This is a genomic window from Marinobacter sp. AN1 (assembly GCF_026013985.1).
Taxonomy (GTDB): domain Bacteria; phylum Pseudomonadota; class Gammaproteobacteria; order Pseudomonadales; family Oleiphilaceae; genus Marinobacter; species Marinobacter segnicrescens.
Genome location: NZ_CP110342.1, coordinates 568,056 through 584,732, shown reverse-complemented (window position 1 = coordinate 584,732; position 16,677 = coordinate 568,056). Strand labels below are relative to the sequence as shown.

The window sequence follows — 16,677 nt, the reverse complement described above, 5'->3', positions numbered from 1 at the left end:
ACACGACGCGGCCAGGGGTACATTTTTAATGCGATTCCTTAAAAAGCCTGCGTCCGTAAAAGGAACCTTGCTTGCGCTGTTACTGCCCGCCGGAATTGGTCTAATGGGGGTGGCGTGGTTGGTCCATGGCTTGCTGCTCGACCGAATGTCTCGGGAATTCGTTGAAAGCCGACTGAAAGATGAAGTCGTTTTCCTTGAGCACCAGATTCGCGACGCGAATGGTGAAGTTGACACTCTCCAGACGGGCGATTATTTCCAGGATGTTTTTCATCATGCCTTTGCCATACATACACCCGAACGGACCATCATTTCACCCGATACTTGGGAGCCCTTGTTAACGCCTCTGATTGAAAACGAAGAAGACGGAACCGTTCGCGTAGAAGATGCCGAAACCACTGATACTCCCTTAGACATCCTCGCCTACCGAAAGTCTTTTCAGGTCGGTGAAACACCCATCGTCGTAATCGTTTCTGAAGATCTGGGTGCGCTGAAACGCAGCCAAGCTGCACTTCATGCCTGGACCGCCGTAGTATCAGTTCTGTTGATTATGCTCTTGGTCGCCGTGCTCTGGTTCGGAATCACGATGTCCATGCGACCGGTTGTCACACTCAAAGCCGCATTAAAAAGACTCCAGGACGGAGAGATCTCCCGAATCAACGTTCAGTCGCCAGAGGAGTTCCACCCGCTGGTTCTTCAACTAAATCAGTTGCTGGACTCCTTAGATCAGCGACTGGAGCGCTCCAGGGACGCTCTCGCAAACCTGTCTCATAGCGTCAAAACCCCCATCGCAGCCGTCCGGCAGATACTGGAAGACGACACACGTCCTCTCGACACCAATCTAAGGCGCCAGATGGTGGAGCGACTAAGCGATATCGACAGGCAATTAGAAGCTGAAATGCGTCGAAGCCGTTTTTCAGGGCCCCAGATTGGAAAAAGCGCCTACCCCATAAAACAGGCACGGGATCTTTTGTGGATGCTCGGTCGTTTATATCCGGAAAAGTCGTTTGAACTATCGAGTTCTCTGCCTGAAGACAGCCGATGGCCGATAGAAGAACATGATCTAAATGAAGTATTGGGCAACTTACTCGACAATGCTGGCAAATGGTCTTCGAGATGCGTAGAGCTCTCTGTGGAACAAGGCAGCGGCTTCAAGCGAATAGTTGTTGCTGATGATGGCCCAGGGGTTAATCACAAGGATTTAGCCAGTTTGGGCCAAAGGGGTCTGCGGCTAGATGAGCAAACACCTGGGCACGGTCTCGGCCTTGCTATCGTTCGAGATATAGTGACTCGCTATGAAGGTAAAATCAGCTTTTCGACTAAGTCCTGTAGCGGTTTACGCGTTTCTATCGAATTATTAAGATAAAATCGAATGTTCGCTTTTGTTTATGAGCGAAACATCGAAATCGACTTCTCGCGACCGGGCAAGCCTACCGACAATGCGACGGTAGAATCCTTCAACTCCTGCAGGAGTGTCTGAACGAACACTGGTTCTTGTCACTGGCCGACGCCCGGGAGAAAATCGAAGCGTGGAGGACGTTCTATAACCAAGTCAGACGCCATTCCGCATTGGAGTGGTGCACGCCCTCTGACTACGCCAGAAAACATGCGGTTTCACGAAGAAAACAGAAGCGACAGGAGCCGGATTTTTCCAACTCTGGCTGGACCTAATCCGTGGTCAGGGTCACTGGAGCCAGATTTTCCAACTCTGGGTGAACCTAATACGGGGGCAGGTCAGTCTACCGATCTAGATGAAGTGGGTCGGTGAGTCCGCCCGTATAGCCCAAACCGAATGGCACTCCGGGAGGCTTTAGCCACTGATTTCCTCCACTTAAAGGTGGCACCGGTTGGTCTTTTAGTTACGATTAGTAGCCAGATTTACTAATTAGTAAATCTGGCTACTAAAGCCTACTAACCGCGATGGTCCAGACCCGTTTGGAAGGTTTGGAGGTCTTGGTAGGCGCCGAGCAATAACGAGTTCAGGAGTAACAGGCTTTATCGTTACGAGCGAACCCCAGCAGCGAAGGCGCTTGTCATCTACCCCATGACCAGATAGTTAAACCCTCTCGTGTGATGTTCGCCAGCAAATCCGGGTTGGAGTGCTTCGTGGGTTCCCGCCATTCCGCTTCCCAGATCGGAAAAGGCTGAATCCTGACGCCCGTTTGCACCAACACATCAAAGGCTCGGCCTGCCATGTCCAACTTGGTTTCGACGAAATCCCCTTGCTCACCCTGCAGAATCATTGCAACGTCGACATCGCTCTCGGAGTGATAATCTCCCCGAGCCCGACTGCCGAACAGAATCAGTTGGATAACATCATAGTCATTAGCGAGTCTCTCGCGGAACTGGAGGATCACGTCGCCGATATCAGCCTGGCCGTCCATGGTCGTTTGCTCGAGGCCCACAGAGGGCGCACGGTCCCAATCTTTCAACTCGTCTGGGATTGGCGCGGCTAAATCACATTGCGCCACCAGATCTGTCAGGTTGTATCGCTTCCGTTGTGACATGGGCTTCTCCTATCGCAGCGGTCCACGACGTCCCAGAATAACGGCGACCTGCATGATGCCGGTGGCCGGTTCTCCGAAGCGTTCCGGCGGTTGATACTGTCCGTCCCACGGCTGGGCATGACGATAGCGCACCACGTCTTGCCCTTTCAGCTCTATGACCTCGTCAAATCCGTTCTCATACCCCTCCACCAGGACCTGTGTGTCCGGAGGCAACGCTTTCAATCGGGCGATCAGTTCGTCAGCGGTCATCGGCAATCTCCTGTTTGGTTCAGATCGAGCACGATTGGTGGATTGGTGGGCTCGTATCGAGCGGTGCAGGTGCTCGCGTTGATGAGTCGGGTCTGCCCTCGCAGGTATTGGCCGTAGCCTTCGTGAATGTGACCGAATACGTGGGCCTGAAGGTCGGTGAGTTGTTCCAGACGCTGTTCGAGGTCAACGCAGCCGACATGCCTGGCGCGAAAATCCACCGCTACCTGGTCACCGATGCCTCTTGGTGGACCATGAGTTATCAACACATCGGTATTTTTCGGAATCAGCTGCCATTTTTCGCGCATTCCCTGCCCGCGCTCGAGCATAAATGCCCAGTCCAGGAACTGCGGCGTCCAGGGGGAGCCCCAGAACCGCAGTCCCTCGAGTTCGATGCCACTGTCTTCCAGGTATATCGCATGGGTTAGCGTCTCCTGGGCCAACTTTGGCGCTTCCTGGAAAACCCAGTCGTGGTTACCGGCGATAACGATCTTGTGCCGGTGCGGTAGCGTTCCAAGCCAATCGTTCAGGTCGACCAGATTCTCCAGCGTACCCTGGCCCAGGCAGTCACCGGCGTGGATCAGTACGTCCCCGTCCGGAATCTCGGGGACGCGCTGGTGTAGGCCGTGAGTGTCCGAAATACACACGAGCTTCATCACGATCTCTCCTGAGGGCTCGGATGAGTGAGCAACTGAGCTTCGAGCGACCAATCCATATACGGGAGTAGGCGAACCATATTCCTTGCGTCGTCCACACCACGATGATGATGCCCCTCGAATTCAAGGTGGTGGTAGGCGAGCGCGTGAGCAAGACTGTTTTTCCGTTTCTGTCCGGTCGTGCGACGCCAGATCCGCTTGAGGTTTAGATGGGGCGACAACATGAAGCCAGAGGTCACGTTATGCTTCGTGCTATCGGCCAGGATATGCAATCGGTCGTAGTTTCCCCAACTACACCAGATAAACGATTTCGTTAGCTCACCCAGCCAGTCATCTAACTGCCTTACGACCTCCGGGAATGCTGGCGCATCGTCGACCATGGATTGATCGATACCGGTCAGCGATGTGCAGAATTGGCTGAGCTGGGGTGACCAGGTTGGCCTGACCAGAAACGACTTGCTGTCCAAGAGTTTTCCATGCCGGGTGGTCAGGGCGCAGCCAAATTCAATGATCTCCATATTGTTGACGCTTTGGGGTTCTCCATCAGGCGTCCGGCGGTTCTCCCAGCAGGTAGCCTCTAGGTCCACCACGAGCAGTGGGCTATCAGGGGCCTGTTCTGTCATGACGATTCGTACCCCGCGAGCGTGATGAGTTCCTGCACCGTTAAAAGAGTGGGCTCTCCCGATGCCTCCAGCGTGTCGATCCAGAGCTGGTTTCCTCGTTGAACGATTCCATGGGTACCGATATGGCCGGAAACAACGGCGCCCACACCCTCGATCGTCTGCTCGGGACCGGTGGCTCGGTTCCACGGCCAGGTGCAGTCGATGGCGACCTGGTCGGTGTATTCAATCGTGGCCAGCTCACGCCAGTCATCGACCGGCGACTGGGCGTGCACGAGCCCCAGCAGGCCTTGTTCGGTCTCGATCGTCATGGTCAGCGGTAGATGATTCGCGCAACCCGTGGTCAGCTCGCGATACTGACTAAAACCCAGCTCATCGACCCATTCACCGCCGATGCGCCGATGTTTCTCCCGGTACCCCGGCCGGTGGCACCACTGATAAACATCAGTTCGTGATTGCCCATCACTGAGAAGACGTTGTCGGTGTGCAGGACCCAGCTGAGCAGGTCGGCTGATCGAGGCCCCCGATCGATCAGGTCGCCCAACAGAAAGAGTCGGTCCACGCCTAGATCGAAGTGATTCTCTTCAAGGACCGCCATCAGGAGGTCGCGATGGCCATGCAGATCGCCGCAGACCCAGTCCCTGCCAAACCGGTTACACCCGAAATGCTGATGGACAACCAGGCTTCGTCTCATGAGGGAGGCTGCTCGTCGTCTGGGCTTGGGTCGCGCTGAGGTCGGTTTCGGTTATGCGCATCATCTGGAACGCTGTTCCAAGCTTCGCCCAGTAGCCGCTCCCCCATGTCGATGAATGCGGTCATGGCCTCGCTCATCGTCTGATCCGGCTCCGTCCCGGATTGTTGCTGCCGGTAAATAATCGCTAGCCGCATCAGTGCCTCGTAGCTGAGCGGATCCAGCACGACGCCAAGAAGAATCTCGCCATCACTGATCCCAATCGGAGCAGCCTGGAGACAGGCTGCAGAGTGGGTAGTTAATGTGTCAATTGTGACAAAACCGTTGACAAACGACAGGCTCGACATTTTTCGCATCCCCTCTTGGGTGTCTCATTTTTTTACGGTAATCTGTTTCGTAACTAGATGCAAATCCTCAATGGTAGCTCGCTACTACAATGTGTATTAATGAATGAGGGTAGTGACCAGAGGGTGGAGGGCATGAAGTGGTTAAAAAAATTAGTGAAAACAAAATCCTGGAAAATTTGGATGCTGATGGGGCCCACGCGGATGAACTCAGTACGGGCCCGCTGGCGAGCATCTTTGCTTATCGAGCATTTGATATGAGAGGTCGGTTTCCTGAACCGTTTGCGGATTTTCGTGGTGCTCTGGAAGCGCTTCAAAGCGAAATCGCCTATCTGCCAGAGATGTCCGGCGAGATTGTGGCCTACTCCCGCGATGGTCGCTGGTTCGAAATCCCCACGCGGTTCTTTATTCGTCGGCCACCGCGGTTTGCTGACCGTGAAGCCGCGGAGCAATGGGTGCGGGAACGTCAACAGGCCATCGAGCAGGGTAAGCCCGGCGCCCAACTGATGGGGTATGTCGTGGCGCGCCCGGGAGATCCCATCGAAAAGCAGATCGACGATGCGCTCGCGTTTCGCGACTGCCGCCTGGTCGGACTCGAGGAGAACGATGAGATCTGTGAGCGGGTTGCCCGCTGGCTGGCCGATCAGGTGAACGGAGAATGGTGAGCATCGTCCGTGTTGAACAGGCCCCTTTCCATGAACTGCCTCATCGCACGAGTGGCCCATCAGGGAAACCGCTGCGCAATCGTTTGCCGTTTCATAGGGCCTGGGCCACTGGGTTGCCCGATGGCCTAGACGCGCTGATTTTTACCTCCGACCTGCAGGGCCGTGAAGACGGCGGCGCTAACCGGCTGATGGGGGTGCCTGTAGCAGAAGCGCTGATGGCATTGGTAGCGAAAGGAACGATTCCGCAGCCGCAAGCGGCGTTTCTGTGTGGCGATCTGTACGACTACCCGGACTGCCACAAACGCGGTGGGACGGGCCCGGTGGATGACGTCTACGAGGCATTCGCTCAGCTGGCGCCACAGGTCCTCGCCGTGCACGGCAACCACGATGAACTGGCCGATCCGAAGACCTTGCCAAGGCATGTTCAAATCCTCGATGGTCAGGTCAGCAACACGGCCGGCCTACGCATCGGCGGCGTCAGCGGAATCATCGGGAACCCCAGACGTCACCAGCGGCGGGATGAGGAGGCGTTTCTGGAAGTCATGGAGTCGGTCACCGCCCGGCGGCCGCACATCATCCTGCTGCACCAGGGGCCGGAGGACGCCGAACGTCACCGCCGTGGCGACCCCGGTGTAACGCTCTCATTGGCGACAGGGTATACCGGGCTGACGGTCTTTGGACACACCCACTGGGACTGGCCGTGGCTGATCTCGCTGGGCCAAGGCCAGGCCCTGAACGTGGATGGTCGCGTTGTGGTTTTATTGAGAGGAGATGACCATGTCTGTTGTTGAACTTGAGCGCTGGGGCCCGGCAGGTTGGGATACATTGGCGGGGATTATTATTGACCGGCCGGAGTCCGGCTTGCTCAGCCCAATGCGCCTCGATTATCAACGCCAGGATGGCTGCACCTGTGTTGCACTTCCCGGGGTCACACTTGAACTGGAAGATTTTCAGGAAGACGATTTCGTACCGGTCATCAGTCTGCAGTTCGTGCTGTGGGCCAGCCCTCAGGTACCAGGCGAGGTGCTTGAGACCTACGAGGGGGAACCCATTGCGGCCCTGCTGAGGGATTTGGTCCCCAGCGGCTGGGCCCGTCGGCGCTTGCTCGAACGGTTGGAGACGCCGCGGTGGCAAGAAGGGAGGATCCAGGATGGCCCGCAGCACGATGTGCGCCTGTTAAACGAAGGCGCTCGCTCTCCCATTGGCAATTTCCGGATCAAGGGGCCAGGCATCAGCTGTGGCAGCTTTCCATCCATTCCCCTGGATATCGAGTGTGCCGGCGACTGGCATTGGCCATACGAACCGTTCAACGAGGTCGCCGGCCTCTGTGATATCCATCCGATATGGGCGGGTCTGGGTGCCGGCGGTGAAAACCCCAAACTGCTGATCAATCGAGCCGATGATGGTCAGTTCTACCTGGACGGCAACGAACCGGACGGCTGTGTAATTACCGATTACTGGCTGGTGAAGTGGCCCCGTGAGCCGGTAAGCCGGAATCGAATCGACATTCTCCGTGCTGAATACCTGTACCTGAATGCCCTCGGTTCATTAGGTTTTGATGTGCCGGAAGTACGCTGGCAACCCGATGCCCTTTGGGTCCGTCGTTTCGACCGCGGACCGAGCGGGGAGCGTTATCCGGTGGAGTCCCTGTATAATGTAATGGGCAAGATTGGTAACGGTGCCCGGCTGAGCCACATCGATGCGCTGGAAGTCATTCTTCCACTGGCCAGTGATCCGGATGGAATGCTGGTCGAATACCTTATCCGGGATCACATCAACCGGTTACTCGGTAACAGCGACAACCACGGGCGCAATACATCGTTCCATCGAACGTTCCACGGCCTGGAGCTGACGCCCATCTATGATGTGTCACCCATGGTGATGGACGAAGATGGCATTGCTTGGAGCACCACCTGGCCCAGAGACTGGCAAAAGGGTGGAAACCCGGACTGGCAGAGCGTCATTCAACGCTTCGCACATTCACCGGATCGAGTCTGGGCCGGGTTGCAATCCCGTAGTGCGGCCCTCACTGAACTACAACGCACCGATGCCTGGCAGGCGCTGCCGGAATCTGTGACCCGACATCCCAGGGTCTTGCCGATCGGTGTACCCATTGGTCTGTAGATGCATTGTCACCTCACCACAAAAGGATGATTCAGCCACCCATGGCGATTCAGTTCTACGACAAGGGCGAGCTCTCGTCCGGATTCTACGGTTGGCGTGTAGCCGCACTGATTCGTGGCAAGCGCTATCAGAAGTACTTCAGCCTGCGTCGTCCCAGTGACGCCGTGCCCGAAACGCTCTGGCACCGCTATCAGAAAACCCGTGCCGAGTACTACGAAGCCCGTTGGGCCATGCGGGCGGCGGCCATCAAATACCTGGACTTCATTCGTACCGAGCACCCGCGGGTCAAACCGTTTCGGGGAGTGGGGTTTCAGGGTATTACCCTGGGCATTGGGACCATCGGCGGAAACCAGACGGAACAGTGTTACTTCCAGGTGAACGCACCGGGCAATCCCATGCGCATTGCCATTACCGAGAACCAGACCCTCTCAATAGCCTGGGACCGCGCCGTCGATCTGTGGGGCGAAGCTTTCGGTATCCGCCAGAAGGACATTGAGGCAAAACGCCAGACTCCGCCCACGCCGGAGCAGTTCAAGCGGCTGCGCAAGCACATGAACGAGGAAGAACGTGCCAGCCTTGGCGTGGGCGTGCTGCACCATGTTTATGCGGAACAGCGTGCTGAGCTTGAGCGCCAGAAATCCCGCAACCGTCTTAATAAAGAACGGCCTGTTGACCGAGATGATCTGCTGGATGTGCATGCACGCCTGGAGCGGGAGATCAGCGAGTTCATGGAAAAATCCGGGGCGCGGGCCTGAGTCAGCGACCTGGCCGAGATGCCATCCCTATCAATTGAAGGTGAAGTACTCACATGCAATGCACAGAAGGCCCAAGCCCAGCTGTACCCGTCGATAAAGCGGCAGTCGCCCTGAAAGGGTTTCGGCACATTATGGTGCAATGGGGCTGCACGGAGGCCGAGCAGAAACAGTTGCTGGGACTGAGCCAAGCAGAGTTCGACGAGCTCACCGCCGACAAATCGGCTGAAATGTCCGGGCAGGTGCTTGAGCGAATCAGTTATCTGATGGGCATCGCCCGCGCACTCGATACGCTTTACCCGAGCGACGATCGAGCTGCCGAGCGGATCCGTAAGCCCACCACGGATGAGCCGTTTCGCGGGCTGTCGCCACTGGCTTTTATGTTGGCTGACCCGCAGGAGGGGCCGAGACTGACCCGCCGGTACTTTGATTGGAAAGCGATGACATAGGAGGTCGTTGCCAAGATTCGAGTTGACCCGGAGGGCGCCCCTGTAGAGAATACTGTATAAATAAACAGTATTCGGTGCCAGCATGTCCTGCATCCTGCTAGGTGATTACCATTCCCTATCCGCGCTCTCGATTCCGCTTTTCCTGGAGCGCATCTCCGCTGGATTTCCATCGCCGGCGGAAGACTACATCGAGAAAACCCTGGACCTGAACGAGCTGTGCATTGAGCATCCGGCAGCGACGTTCTTTGTTCGCGTCCAGGGCGAGTCGATGATTGAGGCGGGGATCTTCCCGGACGACGTACTCGTGGTTGACCGCTCCCTGCGGGCGGGGCATGGGGACATCATCATCGCCAGTCTCCGTTCGGAAATGACCGTCAAGCAACTGCACCTGACTCCGCCGCCCGTCCGGTTATTGCCCCGTAACCCCGCCTTCGCGCCGATTGTTCTGGGGGAGGACGACGTGCTGGAGGTCTTTGGCGTGGTAACCAACGTGGTCCGCTCGCTGCGTCGTGGCGGTAAGTCATGACAAGCAGCCAGCCTGTGTCCTTCGTCACCGTCCGGCGTCGATTTGAATTCCGCAGTATCGAAGTGGGCCGTTGGGTAACAGAGCCGGAGAGAGATCGGGCCGCCGTTCGCTTCTACCAGGCCCTATGCGATCTGATGACGGTAGTGAACGGCCCGGAATCGCTCATCTCCCTACGTGGCACCCTCGGTCTCCAATATGGCGTTGGCGGTCGTCCTGGCGTGGCGGCTCACTACATCCCAGCCACCCGTCAACTGGCCCTGGCCAAGAATGCCGGTGCCGGCAGCCTGGCCCACGAATGGTTCCATGCCTTCGATCACTATATGGGGGCCAAGGCTTTTCGGTCGTCCCTGAGCACCGCGTTTGCATCGAGTGCCTGGCTGGACAGCGTTCAGCGCAAACCGCATCCATTGAACGATCTTCTGGGTGAGTGTTTCCAAGCCATTTTGCTGAACGAAGAGTGGACTCAACCGAGCGAGCTGTTCCAGACGTCCCGACAAGCGGACAAGAAGTTAAAGGTGCTCTACTACGCCCGGCCGGAGGAAATCTGCGCTCGGGCGTTCGAAGCCTTTGTGGAAGATCGCGAGCCGCACAACCGATTTCTGGTCAACGGCACCGTTCATTCGGATGAAGCCCGGTCGGGACTGTATCCCCAGGGCGCTCAGCGCCAGCGAATTAATGCAGCCTTTGATGCGTATTTCCAGGCGCTGGGCGAGGCGCTCTATCGTCAGCAGGCCAAAGCCGGATGAAGCCATCGGTATTTGCGTTGGTGGACTGCAATAATTTCTATGCCTCCTGCGAGAAGCTGTTTCGTCCGGATCTACGGTACACGCCGGTCGTGGTCTTATCCAATAACGACGGCTGCGTGGTCGCCCGCTCGAAGGAAGCCAAGGCGCTTGGTATCAAGATGGGCGTGCCGATACACCACATCAAAGCCGAGATTCGTCGCTACGGCATTGAGGTCTTTTCCTCCAACTACACGCTCTACGGCGATATGAGCCGACGGGTAATGACCACATTGGAAGCGCTGGCGCCCCGGGTGGATGTGTACTCAATCGACGAGGCCTTCCTGGATCTCACCGGAATCAACCGGGTAGTTCCCGTTGAAGAGTTTGGGCGGCAAGTTAAAGACACCGTCTACCAGAACGTCGGGCTGCCTGTCTGTGTCGGGATTGCGCCGACCCGAACCCTGGCCAAACTGGCGAACCACGCCGCCAAGAAGTACGCCGCGACCGGAGGGGTTGTGGACCTGACCGATGCAATCAGGCAAAGGCGCCTCATGGACAGAGTCCCAGTCGGTGAGGTGTGGGGTGTCGGGCGCCGGATAACGGCTCGTCTGGAAAGCCTGGGGATTACCACAGCGTTGCAACTGGCCGAGGCAGACCCTGCCACATTGCGAAACCAGTTCTCTGTGGTACTGGAGCGAACAGCCCGCGAGTTGAACGGCATTCCCTGTTTACCCTGGGAAGAGGCGCCTCAACCGAAAAAACAGATCATGTGCTCCCGATCCTTCGGTCAGCCACTGACACAACTGAAGGACCTGGAAGAAGCTCTCGCGCATTTTGCCACCCGGGTAGGCGAGAAGCTCAGGCGCGGCGACCAGTTCGCTGGCGAGATCATGGTGTTTATTCGGACTAATCCATTCAGGCCTGAGGTACCTCAGTATTCCGAGAGTGTCACGACCAGGCTCATCATCCCGAGCCAGGATTCGCGGGTCATAGTGGATAAGGCGTTGGAGCTATTGAGATCCATCTACCGTCAAGGATACCAGTACGCCAAAGCGGGCGTTCTTGTCAGCGAACTGGTAACGACGTCGGTACGACAAGCGGATCTGTTTGAAGCCGAGCCTGCTGAGACTGGGGGTGGTACCCGCTCCGAAAGGCTTATGGCTTTGATGGATCAGATCAATCGACGATCCCGGGGTGCCCTGACCACCGCAAGGCAGGCAGGTAACAATGCCTATGCAATGCGACGTTCACATCTCTCACCGGCCTACACCACAAATTGGCGGCAGTTGCCCGTCGTGCACTGAAATGGCTGGATCACAGTCGTACCAGCAAAGCGGGAAGCAATTACCTCGATTTTTGAGGCTGTTGAAAACGACGTTTTCGGTCCGCATGCCGACTTGCTGCCTCACGCAACGGTTCATTAGGCGGAGTAGGATTGCCGAGTACCTCCATCATACGATCGGCCGCTTCATTCGTAACCCTGATCGTCGTGGCTTCCTCTACGATTTTCTTGGCCATTCTAGTGGCTGCATCGACCAGAAATTGGTTCATACTCCGTCCGGATAACTCCGCTGCACGCGCAATGCGCTGGTGCGTCTTAGGGTCGACACGGGCGGTCACACGAGTGAGTCTGGTCTGATTGGTAGTCATGATGAAACCATCGCTTGGGGATTACGCGAAGTCTGTCGCGCAGATGTTGGTCGAATGAAAGGCATGGCGGCAGACACGACGACTCTATAACGACGATTCTAGCAGCTTCTGCCGGCGGCGGATGGCCTTTTCATACCTGTCAGGCGTAGGATCGTTTGGTACATAGCGTTTGGGAGGCTTGTCATGTGTGGGCGCTACAATGTGACTGATTCACCTGAGGTCCAGGAGCTAATGGGGCAACTTGGTCTGCCAGGTATCGCGCCGCGCCCTCAGCTGAATGTGCCACCTGGCGGTATCGGCGAATTCGTGATGGAGGCGGGTGGTGACCGTTATCTGGAACCCGGTATCTGGTCATTGCTGATCGAGCCCCGTCCGGAGGGGCATGGCTACCGGCCAAACCCGAAATTTCACACCTTCAACGCACGCAGTGACCGGCTCGCTTCCAGTCCGCTCTGGAAGAAGGCCTATCCCTCCCACCGCTGCATTGTCCCCGTCAGCGCGTTCCACGAGTGGCAGGGGAAGCAGGTCTATAATATACACCCAGAGCGGGAAGCCACAGCTCTGGCCGGGTTATGGCAATCCTGGCACTTTGGGGAGGAACAGGTAAGCTCCTTCACTGTGATCACGCTACCGCCTCACCCACGGTTCAGTCACATCCATCCGCAGAGCATTCCTTTGATGCTGAGGCCGAGGGATTTTGATCTGTGGCTGGATCCGGATTTTCATCACACGGACGCCTTTGCCCATTTGATGAAAACGCATATACCGGCGCCACTGGTGTGTGAGCCGGTCAGGAGTACGAAGGACCTGGCGCCTGTTGCGGAAGCCGAAGTTCTTGCGGCAGATTAGGTATTGATAAAGACTCAGAGAATGGAGCTTTTCAATGATTGGGGAAGAACAACCACACCTCACTGACCAACATGGTGACGCCGGCCTTCGCTGGCTGCTGGATCGTAGAGAACGGTGGGACCTCACTGACTCGGAGTTGGCTTGCTTGCTGGGCGTACCTACCAATAGGTTACTTAGCTGGAAGGATCAGGTAGCGTCCGCTGAACTTGTGCCTCTACCGTCTGAAGTCTTGGAAAGGATTGGGTTGCTGTTGGGGCTCCATAAAGGGCTGGTTAACCTGACTCCAACCGGCCAAGAATCTATGGCTGTGGAATGGTTTCAGAAACCTGTCGACCTTTGGGGGCTGGACGGAGAGTCTATTCGTTCATTTCTGCTGAAAGACCCACGTACCAGCGAATTGATCCAGATGGTGCAACGCATAAAATCGGCTGCCCTTTAAGGAACCCGGAACCAGCCCAGTCTATCTAGCGGTGGTATTTAAACGAGCTTTTTCTCGCCCCCCCCTGGTGCGCTGCCAGTGAGGCACCTGTAGTTACACGCCCAATACCTTCAACCAGATTTTGATCGCCACCGTCTGATACTCCTGCATCAGGCTGATCAACCTGAGCCGTTGCTTGCTGGGAACAAGCTCCTCGGGTAGCAGAGGGTCCCGAATAATCTGACGAATGACGGATCGGCCGAAGACCAGAGATTCCGCTGCAGCCGTCTCTGGTGACAAGGTTTTCAGTCTCCCCAGCTGATCAGATACCTGATCAACCAATCGCTTGTAGTCCCGGAGCAAAGTTTGTTTATCCCAAAGTGACCTTGCTGCCTGCTCATCGTCCTCTGAGAAACCCTGAATCTCAAATACATGCGCTTCAGCAGCCAGGCCAAGCCCCTTCAGGTCCTTGCGCAGGACCTTGACGCCACCAACCAGGTTATCCGGACGAACACTCAGCCCTTCAAACAGTCGCTCGAATCCTCGAAGCTTCATTGATCGTTCGTGAGCCCGCCACTGTGTCTTGTTCCGACGTGGTACCCCACTATCCAGGACACCCACCCAGCCACCGTGCCAGGGCGAGCTGCGACGCTCTTTCGCGATCCAGTTTTCAACGTCCAGGATAAGACTGTTACCAGCCGGGTTCCAGGCATAAACACCCCGAGCCGGGTTGGTCACCTTGCCTTCTTTGACCAACCGCGTCAGAGCCACCCGGACGGTTTGTTCTGTGAGTCCCACCAGTTCACCAGCCTGACAGAGCGATGAGGCGGACAGCTCGTGTGCCGGGTGGGTTGCCAACAGATCCAGGACCAGGTCATTACCGGTCAACTCGGGGTTTTCATTACTGCGGTTATCTTTTATGGTCATTACGTGTAATATTACTCGATAATGTCTATTTGGACATGAATGGTAACAAACGGCGAGGGCTACGTGGACAATTCCCCAGTACGAATAGAAGAAAACGGTCAGGTTTGCACGATCATCCTGGATCGGCCTGAAAAAAGAAACGCCGTTGACCGACAAACGGCAGCGGCGTTGCTGGAAGCCTTCGAGCAGTTTGAAGGCAACGATCAACTTCGCGTTGCCGTCCTTTGGGGGGCAAACGGCACGTTTTGCGCCGGTGCTGACCTGAGCGCCATGGCCGATCCGCAGACGAGGAATGTGGTAGATCCGGAGGGCGAGGGAGACGGTCCCATGGGGCCAACACGCATGATGTTGAGCAAGCCGGTAATCGCGGCGGTTTCGGGGTACGCCGTCGCCGGGGGCCTTGAACTCTCATTGTTTTGCGATCTGCGTGTCGTGGAGGAATCCGCTGTCTTCGGGGTTTTCTGCCGTCGCTGGGGCGTGCCGCTGGTCGACGGCGGTACCGTGCGCCTGCCGCGGGTTGTGGGCCAGTCGCGAGCCCTGGACATGATCCTCACGGGAAGGCCGGTCGATGCGCAGGAGGCGTTGCAAATCGGGCTTGCTAATCGGGTGGTACCGGATGGGACAGCACGCAGTGCCGCTGAAGAACTCGCCGCCGATATTGCCCGGTTTCCCCAGCAATGTATGAATGCCGATCGGGCCTCGACCTACCGGCAATGGGACCTCTCCCTGCCAGATGCGCTAAAAAATGAGGGCAAGCATGGCTATCCCATCGTCTATGAAGAGGCCATTGAAGGCGCGGACCGATTTACCAAAGGGGCCGGTCGACACGGCCAATTCGATAACTGAGAAAGGAGTACGACAATGACAACAACTTACCTTGATCTGATAAACCGTGGCGCAAAGCACTATCCGGACCGGACGGCGATCGTTTATGAAGACCAGACCTTCACATTCAAAGACGTGGACCAGCTTAGTAGTCAGCTGGCGCACGCACTCTATGCGGAAGGCGCCAATCAGGGTGACCGTGTTGCCCTGTTGCTCAATAACGGCCCCTACAGCGTTCCGCTGGATTTTGCCTGCGTGAAAGCAGGCTTGAACCGGGTGCCTTTGAATGCTCGGCTTTCCGTTCAGGAACACGCTCGCATGCTCAAAGAAACCGGCGCCCGGCGTATCGTTTTCGGTGCTGATCTGGCCGATCATGCAGAGGCGCTCAAGCAGGCGTTACCGGGCCTGAAGTGTCACGGGCTGGATAGCCAAATCGACGGTGGCGATGACCTGATGGCTAGCGCGCGCTCCCAGCCTACATCGGCACCCGATATCACAGTCAATGATGACGATGTCATCCTTACCCTGTTCACGTCCGGTACGACCGGAACCTTGAAGGCAGCTCAGCATACTCAGGCCTCCTATGCTGGCGTATGCAAAACGTCCTGATGAACTTGATCAACGTGGAACACGAGGACGCCATGCTCCATGCGGCGTCACTCATTCATGCCAGTGGGGTGTTCGTCCTGCCTTTCTGGCTACGGGGTGCAAAGACCGTCATCATGAAGGCGTTTGATCCAACCGCCTTCCTGGAGCTCATTGCCCGCGAACGGATTACGGCCATTAATGTGGTTCCGACCATGCTCCAGATGCTGCTAGGGCACCCGGGTTTCGAGAAAACCGATGTTTCCTCGTTGAAGCAGGTCATTTACGGAGCCTCTCCGATGCCGAGACCGGTCATTGAAAAGGCGATGGCGCTTTGGGGCAGAGAGCGTTTCTGGCAATACTATGGCCAAACCGAGTGTCCGCTGACCATTACCGTTCTCCGGCCGGAGGATCATGAGGGCGATCTGCTTGGTTCATGTGGTAAGCCCTGTGTAGATGTTGAGCTGCGCCTGATTGATGACGCTGGAAACGATGTGCCGCACGGTGAGCCCGGCGAAATTGCCGTAAAGGCCCCCTCTATGATGAAGGGGTACTACAACGCCGACCAGCTGAACGCTGAAATGTTCACTGACGACGGCTGGCTCCGTACGCGGGACGTGGCGATTATGGACGAACGCGGCTTCTTGCATATGAAAGACCGCACCTCCGATATGATCATCACCGGCGGCTACAACGTCTACCCACGGGAGGTCGAGGATGTCCTTATGGAGCATCCTGCGGTAGCCGAGTGTTCCGTCGTTGGCACCAAAGATGAAAAATGGGTCGAGGCGGTGACCGCAGCTATTGCGCTCAAGCCTGGTGAGGAAGTTTCCGAGGCAGAGCTCATCGACTTTGTCAGCGGTCGCCTGGCCTCCTACAAGAAACCAAGGAAGGTGGTCTTCGTCGACAGTGTGCCGAAGACGGCGGTTGGAAAGCTGAACCGCAAGGCATTGCGGGATATGTTGGCGAGCTAGCCGAATCCCTGGTCAGGAGAAACTAGTGGCCACGAGGGCCCGGGTGATAGATGGCCCGGGCGTGTCCACGCTCGGTTCGATTTATGGCTCTCTTCCATTCCGTGTGGAATCGGTCGCCAGCTAACGCCTTTTTGAGCCATACTCCCT

22 protein-coding genes and 1 pseudogene are annotated in these 16,677 nt (G+C 56.7%); 14 read left to right on the top strand and 9 right to left on the bottom strand.

Translation table 11 applies throughout. From position 1 onward, the window contains the following. The first annotated feature begins 28 nt into the window (after nucleotides 1-28). Both LJ360_RS02550 and LJ360_RS02545 read left to right on the top strand, forming a co-directional pair. Complete coding sequence (locus tag LJ360_RS02550) at nucleotides 29-1,363, top strand: ATP-binding protein (protein ID WP_264995164.1); 1,335 nt, start codon at nucleotides 29-31, stop codon at nucleotides 1,361-1,363. 39 nt (nucleotides 1,364-1,402) lie between these two features. Beyond that, nucleotides 1,403-1,668, top strand: a pseudogene (locus LJ360_RS02545) (integrase core domain-containing protein); the annotation flags it as partial. Nucleotides 1,669-2,030: 362 nt separating this feature from the next. Here LJ360_RS02545 and LJ360_RS02540 read toward each other — a convergent pair. The 7 genes from LJ360_RS02540 to LJ360_RS02510 are packed head-to-tail and all read right to left on the bottom strand — an operon-like array spanning nucleotide 2,031 to nucleotide 5,064. Beyond that, nucleotides 2,031-2,504, bottom strand: a complete 474-nt coding sequence (locus tag LJ360_RS02540; RefSeq protein WP_264995163.1) for a nucleotidyltransferase family protein — start codon at nucleotides 2,502-2,504, stop codon at nucleotides 2,031-2,033. 9 nt (nucleotides 2,505-2,513) lie between these two features. Then, nucleotides 2,514-2,753 carry a hypothetical protein gene (locus LJ360_RS02535; RefSeq protein ID WP_091854729.1) on the bottom strand — a complete coding sequence of 80 codons (240 nt, stop codon included), beginning with the start codon at nucleotides 2,751-2,753 and terminating at the stop codon, nucleotides 2,514-2,516. After that, on the bottom strand, nucleotides 2,750-3,406 hold the full coding sequence (locus tag LJ360_RS02530; protein ID WP_264995162.1) for a metallophosphatase domain-containing protein: 657 nt from the start codon (nucleotides 3,404-3,406) through the stop codon (nucleotides 2,750-2,752). The genes LJ360_RS02535 and LJ360_RS02530 overlap by 4 nt, the downstream gene beginning before the upstream one ends. Beyond that, complete coding sequence (locus LJ360_RS02525; protein ID WP_264995161.1) at nucleotides 3,406-4,029, bottom strand: 3'-5' exonuclease; 624 nt, start codon at nucleotides 4,027-4,029, stop codon at nucleotides 3,406-3,408. Before LJ360_RS02525 ends, LJ360_RS02530 begins: the two co-directional genes overlap by 1 nt. Beyond that, nucleotides 4,026-4,337, bottom strand: coding sequence for a hypothetical protein (locus tag LJ360_RS02520; protein ID WP_264995160.1), 312 nt, complete (start codon nucleotides 4,335-4,337; stop codon nucleotides 4,026-4,028). The genes LJ360_RS02525 and LJ360_RS02520 overlap by 4 nt, the downstream gene beginning before the upstream one ends. A 32-nt stretch (nucleotides 4,338-4,369) precedes the next feature. Further along, complete coding sequence (locus tag LJ360_RS02515) at nucleotides 4,370-4,720, bottom strand: metallophosphoesterase (RefSeq protein ID WP_264995159.1); 351 nt, start codon at nucleotides 4,718-4,720, stop codon at nucleotides 4,370-4,372. Further along, nucleotides 4,717-5,064: a hypothetical protein gene (locus tag LJ360_RS02510; protein WP_264995158.1), complete on the bottom strand. Its 348-nt coding sequence runs from the start codon at nucleotides 5,062-5,064 to the stop codon at nucleotides 4,717-4,719. Before LJ360_RS02510 ends, LJ360_RS02515 begins: the two co-directional genes overlap by 4 nt. A gap of 254 nt (nucleotides 5,065-5,318) precedes the next feature. Between LJ360_RS02510 and LJ360_RS02505 the strand changes: the two genes are divergently transcribed. The 8 genes from LJ360_RS02505 to LJ360_RS02470 all read left to right on the top strand — a co-directional run bounded on the left by LJ360_RS02505 (nucleotide 5,319) and on the right by LJ360_RS02470 (nucleotide 11,606). Beyond that, nucleotides 5,319-5,726, top strand: coding sequence for a hypothetical protein (locus tag LJ360_RS02505; RefSeq protein WP_264995157.1), 408 nt, complete (start codon nucleotides 5,319-5,321; stop codon nucleotides 5,724-5,726). A 113-nt stretch (nucleotides 5,727-5,839) separates the two neighbouring features. Further along, on the top strand, nucleotides 5,840-6,517 hold the full coding sequence (locus LJ360_RS02500; protein WP_264995156.1) for a metallophosphoesterase family protein: 678 nt from the start codon (nucleotides 5,840-5,842) through the stop codon (nucleotides 6,515-6,517). Then, nucleotides 6,504-7,850, top strand: coding sequence for a type II toxin-antitoxin system HipA family toxin (locus LJ360_RS02495; RefSeq protein WP_264995155.1), 1,347 nt, complete (start codon nucleotides 6,504-6,506; stop codon nucleotides 7,848-7,850). The genes LJ360_RS02500 and LJ360_RS02495 overlap by 14 nt, the downstream gene beginning before the upstream one ends. 41 nt (nucleotides 7,851-7,891) lie before the next feature. Then, nucleotides 7,892-8,605, top strand: coding sequence for a hypothetical protein (locus LJ360_RS02490; protein ID WP_091855282.1), 714 nt, complete (start codon nucleotides 7,892-7,894; stop codon nucleotides 8,603-8,605). Nucleotides 8,606-8,658: 53 nt separating this feature from the next. Beyond that, the gene (locus LJ360_RS02485) at nucleotides 8,659-9,051 is read left to right on the top strand and encodes a DUF2384 domain-containing protein (RefSeq protein ID WP_264995154.1); all 393 of its coding nucleotides are present in this window, start codon (nucleotides 8,659-8,661) and stop codon (nucleotides 9,049-9,051) included. 82 nt (nucleotides 9,052-9,133) lie between these two features. Next, a complete protein-coding gene (gene umuD / locus LJ360_RS02480; protein WP_264995153.1) occupies nucleotides 9,134-9,577 on the top strand; it encodes a translesion error-prone DNA polymerase V autoproteolytic subunit in 444 nt (147 codons plus the stop codon). Continuing rightward, nucleotides 9,574-10,323, top strand: a complete 750-nt coding sequence (locus LJ360_RS02475) for a CLCA_X family protein (RefSeq protein ID WP_264995152.1) — start codon at nucleotides 9,574-9,576, stop codon at nucleotides 10,321-10,323. Before umuD ends, LJ360_RS02475 begins: the two co-directional genes overlap by 4 nt. Further along, nucleotides 10,320-11,606 (top strand): Y-family DNA polymerase, encoded by a 1,287-nt coding sequence (locus LJ360_RS02470; RefSeq protein WP_264995151.1) that lies wholly within the window; start codon nucleotides 10,320-10,322, stop codon nucleotides 11,604-11,606. Before LJ360_RS02475 ends, LJ360_RS02470 begins: the two co-directional genes overlap by 4 nt. 40 nt (nucleotides 11,607-11,646) lie before the next feature. Here LJ360_RS02470 and LJ360_RS19945 read toward each other — a convergent pair whose 3' ends face one another. Next, nucleotides 11,647-11,952 (bottom strand): DUF1778 domain-containing protein, encoded by a 306-nt coding sequence (locus LJ360_RS19945; protein WP_413774390.1) that lies wholly within the window; start codon nucleotides 11,950-11,952, stop codon nucleotides 11,647-11,649. A 201-nt stretch (nucleotides 11,953-12,153) separates the two neighbouring features. Between LJ360_RS19945 and LJ360_RS02465 the strand changes: the two genes are divergently transcribed. Beyond that, nucleotides 12,154-12,801, top strand: coding sequence for an SOS response-associated peptidase family protein (locus LJ360_RS02465; protein WP_320108781.1), 648 nt, complete (start codon nucleotides 12,154-12,156; stop codon nucleotides 12,799-12,801). 532 nt (nucleotides 12,802-13,333) lie between these two features. Here LJ360_RS02465 and LJ360_RS02460 read toward each other — a convergent pair. Further along, nucleotides 13,334-14,146, bottom strand: coding sequence for a PaaX family transcriptional regulator C-terminal domain-containing protein (locus LJ360_RS02460; RefSeq protein ID WP_264995149.1), 813 nt, complete (start codon nucleotides 14,144-14,146; stop codon nucleotides 13,334-13,336). 39 nt (nucleotides 14,147-14,185) lie between these two features. On the opposite strand from LJ360_RS02460, the gene LJ360_RS02455 reads away from it, so the two are divergent. Genes LJ360_RS02455 through LJ360_RS02445 form a run of 3 tightly spaced genes read left to right on the top strand, consistent with a single transcriptional unit; the run spans nucleotide 14,186 to nucleotide 16,530 of the window. After that, entirely contained in the window at nucleotides 14,186-14,992 is an 807-nt protein-coding gene (locus LJ360_RS02455) for a crotonase/enoyl-CoA hydratase family protein (protein ID WP_264995148.1), read from the top strand. A gap of 15 nt (nucleotides 14,993-15,007) precedes the next feature. After that, the gene (locus tag LJ360_RS02450; protein ID WP_264995147.1) at nucleotides 15,008-15,580 is read left to right on the top strand and encodes a class I adenylate-forming enzyme family protein; all 573 of its coding nucleotides are present in this window, start codon (nucleotides 15,008-15,010) and stop codon (nucleotides 15,578-15,580) included. Then, nucleotides 15,580-16,530, top strand: a complete 951-nt coding sequence (locus tag LJ360_RS02445) for a class I adenylate-forming enzyme family protein (protein WP_264995146.1) — start codon at nucleotides 15,580-15,582, stop codon at nucleotides 16,528-16,530. Before LJ360_RS02450 ends, LJ360_RS02445 begins: the two co-directional genes overlap by 1 nt. Nucleotides 16,531-16,677 lie beyond the last annotated feature (147 nt).

Bases quoted from the DNA above. Each gene is read 5' to 3' on its own strand.
- LJ360_RS02540 (WP_264995163.1), bottom strand. From the start codon at position 2,504: ATGTCACAACGGAAGCGATACAACCTGACAGATCTGGTGGCGCAATGT.
- LJ360_RS02495 (WP_264995155.1), top strand. From the start codon at position 6,504: ATGTCTGTTGTTGAACTTGAGCGCTGGGGCCCGGCAGGTTGGGATACA.
- LJ360_RS02515 (WP_264995159.1), bottom strand. From the start codon at position 4,720: ATGAGACGAAGCCTGGTTGTCCATCAGCATTTCGGGTGTAACCGGTTT.
- LJ360_RS02505 (WP_264995157.1), top strand. From the start codon at position 5,319: ATGAGAGGTCGGTTTCCTGAACCGTTTGCGGATTTTCGTGGTGCTCTG.
- LJ360_RS02550 (WP_264995164.1), top strand. From the start codon at position 29: ATGCGATTCCTTAAAAAGCCTGCGTCCGTAAAAGGAACCTTGCTTGCG.
- LJ360_RS02525 (WP_264995161.1), bottom strand. From the start codon at position 4,029: ATGACAGAACAGGCCCCTGATAGCCCACTGCTCGTGGTGGACCTAGAG.
- LJ360_RS02530 (WP_264995162.1), bottom strand. From the start codon at position 3,406: ATGAAGCTCGTGTGTATTTCGGACACTCACGGCCTACACCAGCGCGTC.
- LJ360_RS19945 (WP_413774390.1), bottom strand. From the start codon at position 11,952: ATGACTACCAATCAGACCAGACTCACTCGTGTGACCGCCCGTGTCGAC.
- LJ360_RS02460 (WP_264995149.1), bottom strand. From the start codon at position 14,146: ATGACCATAAAAGATAACCGCAGTAATGAAAACCCCGAGTTGACCGGT.
- LJ360_RS02490 (WP_091855282.1), top strand. From the start codon at position 7,892: ATGGCGATTCAGTTCTACGACAAGGGCGAGCTCTCGTCCGGATTCTAC.
- LJ360_RS02475 (WP_264995152.1), top strand. From the start codon at position 9,574: ATGACAAGCAGCCAGCCTGTGTCCTTCGTCACCGTCCGGCGTCGATTT.
- LJ360_RS02510 (WP_264995158.1), bottom strand. From the start codon at position 5,064: ATGTCGAGCCTGTCGTTTGTCAACGGTTTTGTCACAATTGACACATTA.
- LJ360_RS02520 (WP_264995160.1), bottom strand. From the start codon at position 4,337: ATGACGATCGAGACCGAACAAGGCCTGCTGGGGCTCGTGCACGCCCAG.
- LJ360_RS02450 (WP_264995147.1), top strand. From the start codon at position 15,008: ATGACAACAACTTACCTTGATCTGATAAACCGTGGCGCAAAGCACTAT.
- LJ360_RS02485 (WP_264995154.1), top strand. From the start codon at position 8,659: ATGCAATGCACAGAAGGCCCAAGCCCAGCTGTACCCGTCGATAAAGCG.
- LJ360_RS02455 (WP_264995148.1), top strand. From the start codon at position 14,186: ATGGTAACAAACGGCGAGGGCTACGTGGACAATTCCCCAGTACGAATA.
- umuD (WP_264995153.1), top strand. From the start codon at position 9,134: ATGTCCTGCATCCTGCTAGGTGATTACCATTCCCTATCCGCGCTCTCG.
- LJ360_RS02535 (WP_091854729.1), bottom strand. From the start codon at position 2,753: ATGACCGCTGACGAACTGATCGCCCGATTGAAAGCGTTGCCTCCGGAC.
- LJ360_RS02445 (WP_264995146.1), top strand. From the start codon at position 15,580: ATGAACTTGATCAACGTGGAACACGAGGACGCCATGCTCCATGCGGCG.
- LJ360_RS02470 (WP_264995151.1), top strand. From the start codon at position 10,320: ATGAAGCCATCGGTATTTGCGTTGGTGGACTGCAATAATTTCTATGCC.